The sequence below is a fragment of the Variovorax sp. 01T439_2 genome (assembly GCF_056398445.1).
Genome location: NZ_JBFTPJ010000142.1, coordinates 1 through 9,625 on the forward strand (window position 1 = coordinate 1; position 9,625 = coordinate 9,625).

General features: G+C 69.6%; 10 protein-coding genes and 2 pseudogenes. 8 read left to right on the forward strand and 4 right to left on the reverse strand.

Going from position 1 to position 9,625, the window contains the following annotated elements; all coding sequences use genetic code 11:
• Nucleotides 1-138 precede the first annotated feature (138 nt).
• From AC1DOC_RS09330 to AC1DOC_RS09365, 8 genes are all read left to right on the forward strand, one after another.
• On the forward strand, nt 139-945 hold the full coding sequence (locus AC1DOC_RS09330; protein WP_478084317.1) for a helix-turn-helix transcriptional regulator: 807 nt from the start codon (nt 139-141) through the stop codon (nt 943-945).
• An 87-nt stretch (nt 946-1,032) separates the two neighbouring features.
• The gene (locus AC1DOC_RS09335; RefSeq protein ID WP_478129707.1) at nt 1,033-2,058 is read left to right on the forward strand and encodes a Rieske 2Fe-2S domain-containing protein; all 1,026 of its coding nucleotides are present in this window, start codon (nt 1,033-1,035) and stop codon (nt 2,056-2,058) included.
• Between the two features lie 44 nt (nt 2,059-2,102).
• A complete protein-coding gene (locus AC1DOC_RS09340) occupies nt 2,103-3,080 on the forward strand; it encodes a Bug family tripartite tricarboxylate transporter substrate binding protein (protein WP_478081283.1) in 978 nt (325 codons plus the stop codon).
• Between the two features lie 188 nt (nt 3,081-3,268).
• Complete coding sequence (locus tag AC1DOC_RS09345; protein ID WP_478084318.1) at nt 3,269-4,510, forward strand: MFS transporter; 1,242 nt, start codon at nt 3,269-3,271, stop codon at nt 4,508-4,510.
• A 93-nt stretch (nt 4,511-4,603) separates the two neighbouring features.
• Entirely contained in the window at nt 4,604-4,924 is a 321-nt protein-coding gene (locus tag AC1DOC_RS09350; protein WP_478081285.1) for a type II toxin-antitoxin system RelE/ParE family toxin, read from the forward strand.
• Nucleotides 4,896-5,189, forward strand: a complete 294-nt coding sequence (locus tag AC1DOC_RS09355; RefSeq protein ID WP_015866336.1) for an addiction module antidote protein — start codon at nt 4,896-4,898, stop codon at nt 5,187-5,189. Before AC1DOC_RS09350 ends, AC1DOC_RS09355 begins: the two co-directional genes overlap by 29 nt.
• Nucleotides 5,190-5,324: 135 nt before the next feature.
• Nucleotides 5,325-6,086 (forward strand): SDR family NAD(P)-dependent oxidoreductase, encoded by a 762-nt coding sequence (locus tag AC1DOC_RS09360; protein WP_478081286.1) that lies wholly within the window; start codon nt 5,325-5,327, stop codon nt 6,084-6,086.
• Entirely contained in the window at nt 6,083-7,000 is a 918-nt protein-coding gene (locus tag AC1DOC_RS09365; RefSeq protein ID WP_478129708.1) for a sigma-70 family RNA polymerase sigma factor, read from the forward strand. Before AC1DOC_RS09360 ends, AC1DOC_RS09365 begins: the two co-directional genes overlap by 4 nt.
• Here the strand turns inward: AC1DOC_RS09365 and AC1DOC_RS09370 are convergent.
• The 4 genes and pseudogenes from AC1DOC_RS09370 to AC1DOC_RS09385 all read right to left on the reverse strand — a co-directional run.
• On the reverse strand, nt 6,960-7,556 hold the full coding sequence (locus AC1DOC_RS09370; RefSeq protein ID WP_478081288.1) for a hypothetical protein: 597 nt from the start codon (nt 7,554-7,556) through the stop codon (nt 6,960-6,962). The two genes, AC1DOC_RS09365 and AC1DOC_RS09370, sit on opposite strands and share 41 nt — an antisense overlap.
• A gap of 28 nt (nt 7,557-7,584) precedes the next feature.
• Entirely contained in the window at nt 7,585-8,382 is a 798-nt protein-coding gene (locus tag AC1DOC_RS09375; RefSeq protein WP_478081289.1) for a DUF899 domain-containing protein, read from the reverse strand.
• Nucleotides 8,383-8,504: 122 nt separating this feature from the next.
• A pseudogene (locus AC1DOC_RS09380) lies at nt 8,505-9,096 on the reverse strand (NHL repeat-containing protein).
• Nucleotides 9,097-9,145: 49 nt separating this feature from the next.
• Nucleotides 9,146-9,625: pseudogene (locus AC1DOC_RS09385) on the reverse strand (helix-turn-helix domain-containing protein); the annotation flags it as partial.

Sequence of the window (9,625 nt, forward strand, 5' to 3'; positions counted from 1 at the left end):
CTGCTGCTGTACCTGGCGGGCCGCGGCGCGGGCCGCCTCTCGCTCGACCACGCGCTGCGCATTCGCTGACCGGCCGGCGCGCGGCCCGCGGGCTTCCACCCTGTTGAATCGGGCGCGGCTTGCCTATATTGGGCTGCCATGCCTTCCACCTGGTTTCTCGACACGCCACCTGCGGGCCAGCTGCTGGACGCAGGCGCCGTCGCGCACCTGCTCGACGCGGGCAGCGAGCAGGCGCCCGCGCTCCACATGCTCGACTTCATCAACCACGTGGTGCCGGTCGAATACATCTCGCTCGTGGAGTACATCGACGGTGTTCCGTCGCAGGTCGAAGGGCATTCGGCCGGCCGGCGCGACAACATCACGGGCGAGTGCTTCTCCCTCTACAAGAAGCGGTTCCGGCTGGCGGACGACATGACCCGCCTGGCCGCGCGCATGGGCGGGGAGGCGCCGGCCCACGCACCCGTGACCGCCTTGCTGTACGACGCGGCGGACATCCCCGACCCGGCGTGGCGCGAGCAGATCTTCGTCGGCCGGCAATTGACGGGGCGGTTGAGCTTTCTCTACTCGCCCGTGCCGCGCACGATCTTTGCGATCAACCTGTACCGCAACCGGCAGAACGGCCAGTTCGCGCAAGCGGATGTCGCGCAACTGCTCGGCCTTGCGCCCCTGCTGAAGCGCGCGCACCGCAATGCGCTGTTCGCGCAGCTCGCATCGCCCGACACGCCGCTGCGCGTGGCGGGCATCGAGCGCACGCTGCAGCGCACGGCACCGCAACTGTCGCCGCGCGAGCGCGAGGTCTGCGCGCGCATCGCCTGCGGGATCGGCGCCGACGGCATCGCCGCCGACCTGGGCATTGCCGCGTCGAGCGTGGCGACGCTGCGCAAGCGCGCCTACCTGAAGCTCGCGATCCACGGACGCCAGCAGCTCCTGCGCTTCATCCATTAGGGCCGACCCGGAGCCTTTTGTACCCTTCTGCAGGGACAGACGAAAGCCGCGCGAATTCCTACATTGCCTGGACTCTGGGAGACAGGCATGTGGGTTCGAAACTGCTGGTACGTCATTGCGTGGGATCACGAAATTTCCGCGGAGGCGCTGTTCACGCGCACGGTGCTCGACGAGCCGATCCTGGTCTATAGAACCGAGGGCGGCGAACTGGCCGCGATGCAGGACCGCTGCTGCCACCGGCATGCGCCGCTGTCGCGCGGACGCAGGGAAGGCGACTGCGTCCGCTGCGGCTACCACGGCCTCAAGTTCGCCGCCGACGGCGTTTGCGTGGAGGCACCGGGGCTGGCCAGCATTCCCGTGAAGGCGCGCGTGCGGACCTACCCGGTGGTCTCGCACAACAAGTGGATCTTCGTGTGGATGGGTGATCCGTCGCTCGCGGATCGCGCGCTGCTGCCGGACAACTTCTCGTGCGACCACCCCGACTGGCGCTACAGGCCCGGCTATGTCCACTACGACACGCCCTACCTGCTGGTCTGCGACAACCTGCTGGACTTCTCGCACCTGAGCTATGTGCATGAAGGCACGCTGGGCGGATCGACCGCCATCGCGCAGGCCGTGCCCAGGATCGAGAAGGTGCCGCGCGGCATCCGCGTGACGCGGCACGTGCCCGACGTGCCTCCTTCTGCGTTCTGGAAGTCGTTCCAGAGTTTCGAGAGCAACGTCGACCGCTACTTCATCTACGACTTCCTCCTGCCCGGCACCTTGCTGATGAAGTCGGGCGGCGCGCCGGTGGGGCAGGCCGAAGACGAGCAGCGCGGCGGCGTGCAGCTGCACAGTTGCCAGGCGCTCACGCCCGAGACCRCAACGACCACGCACTACTTCTTCCAGCAGTCGCACCGAAGCAGCATCGCGGACCCCGCGGTCACCGAGACCATCTACCGCGGCTTGGTCACCGCGTTCGAGGAAGACCGCGAAATGATCACCGCGCAGTACCTGAACATCGATCCCGAAGCGCGCATGCTGCCGCTCGCGATGGACGCCGCGCTGGTCCAGTACCGGCGGCTGCTGCAGGAAGAGGTCGAGCGCGAGCAGCGCGCCTCGCAGGCCGGCTGACGCGCCGCGCCGCCCCACATCCAGAACAACTCCAGGAGACCCCGATGCGCCGCCACTTTCTCACCCTTGGCCTCACCATGCTCGCCGCACTGCCGCTCGCGGGTTTCGCGCAAGGCAACTTCCCGGGCAAGCCGATCCGTGTCGTCGTCACGGCCCAGGCCGGTGGCGCCAACGACTTCGTCGCGCGCCTGATCGGCGAGCATGCCGCGAAGGCACTGGGCCAGCCCTTCGTGGTCGACAACCGCGCCGGCGCCAACGGCGCGGTGGGCCTGGGCGAAGTGGCGCGGGCCGCGCCCGACGGCTACACGATCGCGGTCACGCTCGGCGATTCGCTCATCAACAACGTCGCGCTCTACAAGACGCTGCCCTACGACCCGCAGCGCGACTTCGTCTTCCTGACGCAGGTCGTGCGCAGCCCGGCCATCCTGTCGGCCAACCTCGAGCTCGGCGTGAAGGACATGGAAGGCTTCCGCAAGCTCGCGGCGCGGCCGGGCCAGCAGCTCAGCTATGGCACCTGGGGACCGGGCGGCCTCGGCCACCTGGCGGGCGAGGCGCTCAACCGCAAGCTCGATGCGCACATGGTGCACGTGCCGCAGCGCGGCGAGGCGCCCGTGATGGCCGACCTGCTGAGCAACACCGTGAGCGTCGGCCTCACGTCGGCGGGCCTGGCGCGCCAGCATGTGCAGGCGGGCAAGGTCGTTCCGCTCGCGATCATGGGGCGCGAGCGCTCGGCCGTGCTGCCGCAGGTGCCCACGATGCGCGAGCTGGGCTTCGACGATCCGCTGTTCGAGGCGGCGGTATGGATCGCGTTCGTCGCGCCTGCCAGGACGCCGCCCGCGGTGGTCGAACGGCTGACGGTGGCGCTGCGCAACGCCGCCGCCATGCCCGAGGTCCAGGCGCGGATGGCGGAGCGCGGGCTCGAGATGCTCAACACCACGCCCGAGCAGTTCAATGCGAACTACCGGCGCGACTTCGACGTGATCACCCGGCGCATGCGGGAGTTCGGCATCGAAGCGCAGTAGCCGCCGCAGCGGCATCGAAGTGCGCCGTGTCCGCCGCGCAGCGCCAGCGCCGGCGCCTGTTTGGCTCCTTTGCGAAGTCTTGAACGTCCTGGTTGGACCTCTGCGCTGAAAAGCGCGCCCGAAGAGGTGAATTCCTTTATAGTCAACCAATCAGTTCACTATTTTCGACCTTCCACTGGAACAAGACAATGAACACTGCTGCCTCCGCGCGTCCGGCCGACGCGCTCGACTCCAACTGGTCCCTCGTGGCCGCCGGCGCGCTGATGACCTGCGTGGCCATCGGCGTGCTGTTTTCGCTGGCCGTTTTCCTGGAGCCCATGAGCGCGGCCACCGGCTGGTCGCGCGCGGGCATTTCCAGTGCCATGACGCTGGCCTTYCTGAGCATGGGCGTGGCCGGCTTCGGCTGGGGCGCCTTGAGCGACCGCTACGGCCCGCGCGTGGTGGTGCTCGCGGGCACGGTGCTGCTCGGGCTCTCGACGGTGCTGGCCAGCCGCGCATCGACCCTGCTCGAATTCCAGCTTTTCTACGGCGTGATGATGGGCCTTGCGGCCGGCAGCTTCTTCGCACCGGTGATTGCCACCGCCGCGTCGTGGTTCGACAGGCACCGCAGCCTGGCCGTCTCGCTGGTGTCGGCGGGCATGGGCGTGGCGCCCATGACCATCTCGCCGCTGGCCGCGTGGCTGGTCACGCACTACGACTGGCGCACCGCCCAGCTGATCATCGGCATCGGCGCATGGATCGTGCTGCTGCCCGCGGTCTGGCTCATTCGCGCGGCGCCGCGCACCGCCCACGCCGCCCCCGGAGGCGCAGCCCCCGCGCCGGAAATGAAGATCGGACAGGCGCTGCGCTCGCGCGCCTTCCTGGTGCTTGGCATCACGTTCTTCGCCTGCTGCGCGGCGCACTCCGGGCCGATCTTCCACACGGTCAGCTATGCCATCGGCTGCGGCCTGCCGACCTTCGCGGCCGTCACCATCTACAGCATGGAAGGCGCGGCGGGCCTCGGCGGGCGGCTGCTCTTCGGCGTGCTGGCGGACCGGCTGGGCGCCAAGCGGGTGCTCGTGGCCGGCCTGCTGATCCAGGCCTTTGCCGCCGCGAGCTACCTGCTGGTGAACCGTCTCGGCGGCTTCTATGCCGTGGCCATCGTCTTCGGCCTGGCCTATGGCGGCGTGATGCCGCTCTATGCGGTGCTGGCGCGGGACTACTTCGGTCCCCGCATCCTCGGCACGGTGCTGGGCGCGGCGTCGATGCTGTCCAGCCTGGGCATGGCGCTCGGCCCGGTGCTCGGCGGCTGGCTGTTCGACCGCTTCGGCAGCTATGCCTGGATGTACATCGGCTCGATGGCCGTGGGTCTCGGCGCCGTGGCCATCGCGCTCACGTTCCCGCGGACCGGTGCCGCCGGCAAGGAGCCGCGGCTGCAGCCGGCGGGCTGATTTCTCGGGCGTCGATCAGCGGCACCGCCGCCTCCAAGAAGCGGCGCAGCTACAGTGCTTGCTGGATTGTATCCTGTAGGCTACAATCCGTTCATGTTCACGGTCATTGAAACCGATGAGTTCTCCGCCTGGCTCGAGGGGCTGAAGGACGGCATGACGCGCATCCGTCTGGCCCGTCGGCTCGATAAAGCGCGCCGCGGAAGTCTCGGCGACGTAGCGCCTGTCGGTGACGGTGTTTCCGAGATGCGCGAGTTCTTTGGCCCCGGCTGGCGCATGTATTTCATTGAGCAGAATGGGGCCATCATCGTCATGCTGGGTGGCGGAGACAAGTCGACCCAGCAGCGCGACATTGAACGAGCCAAGAAGTTGGCTCTGGAGTTGCGAAATGAGCAAGATCAAGACCCGTCCATTTGATATCGCCAACTACCTTGCCAGCGAGGAAGACATGGTGGAGTACCTGCGCCAGGTGATGGATGACAACGACCCCGCCGAATTTGCCGGGGCGCTGGGTGCCATTGCGCGCGCACGAGGCATGGCCCAGCTCGCCAAGGACACGGGCCTCTCCCGCGAGAGCCTGTACAAGAGCCTCTCGGGAGAAAGGGCACCCAGCAGCGATACCCTGTTCAAGGTCATCAACGCGCTGGGCTTCAAGCTGAAGATAGAGCCGGCGCATTCCTGACAGCGGCCGATTCAGTTCGCATTGGCCCGCGCCGTGGCCATCGCGCTCACGTTTCCGCGGACCCGCTGCATGACTCCTTTTGCAGGCCTGGATCGTCCTGGTTCCATCCACACCACACAACGGAGCCAGGTCATCATGAGCATCATCAAGGACAAGAACATCGTCGTCACCGGCGGAAGCCGCGGCCTGGGGCTGGGACTGGTCGAAGCGCTGGCCACGGAGGGCGCCAGGGTGACGGTGGTCGCGCGCGACGCCGGCGCGCTCGAGGCCGTGCGCGCGCGGCTGGGCGTGGCCACCGTCGCTGCGGACGTGACCGACGAGGCCGCAGCCCACCGCATCCTGGCCGAGGTCCGCCCCGACATCCTCGTGCTGAACGCCGGCACGCCGCCGCGCATGGGCCGGCTGGACCAGCTGAGCTGGGCCGACTTCAGCGCGGCCTGGGAGACCGACGTCAAGGCCGGGCTCTACTGGCTGCAGGCGGCGCTCAGGCTGCCGCTCGCGCCCGGCGCCCGCGTGCTGGTGGGATCGAGCGGCGCGGCGCGCAACGGCTCGCCGCTGTCGGGCGGCTATGCCGGCGCCAAGCGCATGCTCTGGTTCATGGCCAAGTACGCCAACGGCATTTCGGAGCAGCAGAAGCTCGGCATCCGCTTCCAGGCGATCGTGCCGATGCAGATGATCGGCGGCACCGGCGTGGGCGACGCGGGGGCCGCCGCCTATGCGCGCGCCATGGGCGTGGCGCCCGGCGAGTTCCTCGCGCGCTTCGGTACGCCGATGCCGCCGCGCGCCTTCGGCGACAAGGTGGTTTCGATGCTGGAGGACCCGGCCTATGCCAAGGGCTTCGCCTTCGGCTTCGGCGGCGACTCGGGCATCACGGTGCTCGAGGAGGCGGCCGCGTGAGTGCAGCACAGGCGCCTTCGCCGAACCGCAGCGGCAAGCAGGCGCAGCTGGCGGCGCTCGCCGAGGCGCTGCGGCCCGAACTGCACCGCTACTGCGCGCGCCTGATGGGCTCGGTCATCGAAGGCGAGGACGTGGTGCAGGACACCTTCGAGCGCGCCTTCGCGGCCGTGCACGCCATGGACGAGGCGACGCCGCTTCGGCCCTGGCTGTTCCGCATCGCCCACAACCGCGCGCTCGATCTGCTGCGCGGCCGGACGATCCGCATGGCCGAGCCGATCGACGCCGCCAACGACCTGGCCGACACGGCCAACCCCGACCCGATGGAGACGCTGATGCGCCAGGAAGCTGTCAAGACCGCGGTGTCGCGCTTCGCGGAACTCCCGATCCACCAGCGCAGCGTCGTGATCCTGAAGGACGTGCTCGGCGAATCGCTGGCGGAGATCGCCGCGGTGCTCGACCTCACGGTCGACGCCGTGAAGGGCCACCTCGCGCGCRGGCGTGCGCGCCTGCGGGAGATCAACGCACAGCCGCCGGGCCCGCCCGCACCACCGCCGCCGCCGTCCGCCGCGCTCGCGCGCTATGTCGCGCTCTTCAACCAGCGCGACTGGGACGGCCTGCGCGCGCTGCTGGCCGACGACGTGCGGCTGGTCCAGTCGGCGCATCCGGTGCGCGCCGGCCGCGCCGACGTCGGCATGTTCTTCACGCTCTACGCAAAGATCGATGGCGTGTGGCTTGCCCCGGCATGGCTCGAGGGCCGCGAGGTGATCGCGGTGTTCGACCGGCGCGGCGATCCGGAGCCCGGCTACATCATGTGGCTCGAGTGGCGCGGCGGCCGCATCAGCCTGATCCGCGACTACCGCCACATCCGCTACGTCACGGCCGATGCGCGGCTGCAGCTGATGGTTTCTGTTTGAGTCTTCGGAGCCAGCGGCCGCCGGCATCGAAGCCGTGGCAGGCGCCCCAAGCGATCGCACCGGTGACTGCGAGCATGGCCGCGGTATGAACGCCGACCGCCGCGAGCACCAGCAAGAGCGAGTCCGACGCGCTGAACGCCGTCGCTGCTCCATCGCCCATGCACAGCGGGATCAGCGCCGGCACCAGCATCAGGCCGGCGCCGTGGGCGGTGGACACCATGAAGGACCAGAGCGCCATCCCCGCATGCCCGGCCGGTGCGCGCGCCGCGCTGGGCGTGCGGCCCCACAGGTGAAGCCCCGCGAAGACGATCACCAGCACGCCCGCCAGCACCTGCAGCAGCGCGCGGTCGAGCGACAGGCCGAAGGCCACCGCGCCGGCCACCAGCGCCACCGAGGCGGCATGGCCGATCGCGATCGGCAGCAGCGCCCGCAGCGCCTGCCCGCGGTCGCGCGAACGCAGGCCCCAGGCAGCCGCCCACATCCAGCCGCTGGCGGGATTCAGCCCGTGCAGGGCACCGACGCCCGCGACTGCGAGCCACGGCCAGAGGCTTGCCATGATGGTGTGCCTGCCGATTCAGCGCGGTTCAGCCGGGCGCGTGGCAGCACGAACCCGCCGCGGCCGCCGGCTTTGCGGCCGGTGCCGGTTCGTAGCGGTCGTGGTGGCGCACCCAGTCCATCGCGTAGACGGGGTTGGGCTCGTCGCGGCCCTTGGGCGTGAGGTCGAGCAGGCTGTAGGTGCCCATCATTGCTTCGACGCCGCGCTCGTAGGTCGAGTAGGTGTGGAACACCTCGCCCGCATCGCCCTTGTAGAACACGCTGATGCCGGGCGCCTCCTGCGCCGGGAAGGGCCGCACGCCGTAGTTGTAGTAGACCTCGCCCTGGCCCTCGGCCCACTGCTGCGGCGTGAAGCTCACGTTGAAGTCGTAGTTGAAGTCGTTGCTGTGCGCGGAGACCCACCTGAACTCCCAGCCCATGCGCCGGCGGAAGCGCTCGATCTGGTCCAGCGGTGCACGCGAGACGACCAGCAGCGTGACGTCGCGGTTCTCCAGGTGCACCTTCATTCCGCCGAGGTGGTCGGACATGTAGGAACAGCTCGGGCAGCCCTGCTCCCAATCGGGGCCGAGCATGAAGTGCTGCACYAGCAATTGGCGGCGGCCTTCGAACAGGTCGGCCAACGCGCGCGGGCCCTCGGGCGTGTCGAAGACGTAGTTCTTCTCGACGCGGGTCCACGGCAGCGCGCGGCGCTCGCGGGCGACCTGGTCGCGCAGGTGCGTGAGTTCCTTTTCGCGCGCCAGCAGCGCCTTGCGCCGGGCCAGCCACCGGTCCTTCGAGACGACGGGGTGGTTTGTCACGGTGCTCTTTTCGGCAATGGCGGTGTTCATGCGTTTCTCCTTGGGCTCGGTGAGCCGATGTGGGTTGGGTCCATGCGCGGCTCCACCCGCCTGGTGGCCGGCGCGCTCGTCTTCGGCAGCAAAGCCGAAAGGGGGTTGTCGCGGTGGGCCGCTCAGGCCCGGGCGGCTTTCGGGCGCCGCACGGCGCGGACCTTGCCGCTGCCGCCGCCACCGCAATAGAAGAGGTCGGCGCCGTCGGACGCCTTCCCAGGTGGCGTGCCACAGCTCGCCGTCGACCCAGGTCACGCCGGTGACGAAGCGGTTGGACTCGATGGTGCGCAGCACCGCGCCGCTGACCGGGTCGATCTGGAGGATCTTGCGGTCGCGGTACTGCCCGATCCAGAGGCTGCCCTCGGCCCATGTCAGGCCCGAGTCGCCGCCGTGGCCGGGCGTGGGGATCGACGCCAGCACCTTGCCGCTGGCCGGATCGATCTTGTCGATGCGCGCCTCGGCAATTTGATAGAAGTAGGTGCCGTCGAAGGCGGTGCCGGCATCGCAGGCGCAGTCCAGGGTGCGCGTGGTCTCGCCGCTCGCGGGATCGAAGGCCACCAGCTGCGCGCCGGTGGCCGCCCAGACGCGCTCGCCGTCGTGGGTCACGCCGGCCACGCTGGCGGCGCCGGCGAAGGGGCCGTACTCGCGCACGATCTCGGCCGTGCGCGGCGCGGCTTCCGTCTTGTCTTTCTTGCTCGCTTTGCTGCTGTTCATCGCTGGCTCCTTGTTGGCGGGCTCCGGGTTCGGCGCCTTGGAGACAACTCTATTCAATCGGCAGCGCGGCGGGGAGTAACAAGATCGTCGTGAATCCCGCCAGCGGCGGTGCCAGCCAGCGCTGCGCCCGCGCCCGGCCGATGGCGCGCACCCGCCCCTCGGCCTCGAGTTCGGCCAGCGCGCGCTGCACCGTGCGCTGGCTCGCGTCCAGCGCCAGTGCCAGCGCCGAGGTCGACCACGCCGCGCCGTCCGACAGCAGCGCCACCAGCGAGGCCTGCTCGCCGTCGATGGGCGGCGCGAGCACGACCACCTCGCGCGCATCGCGCGGCCTGAGCGCAAAGCCGCGTGCCGTGGCCTCGATGCCGGCCTCGGCCGCGACCAGCGCACGCAGGCGCCCGATCTCGACCCGCAGGCGCGCGCGCAGCGTCTCGTCGGGATGGCGGGTGTTGAACGCGCAGGCGATCAGCGCCTCGCGGTCGACGTCGCCGGGCCAGGCCTCGGCAAGCGCACGCGCGAGCGCAAACAGCAC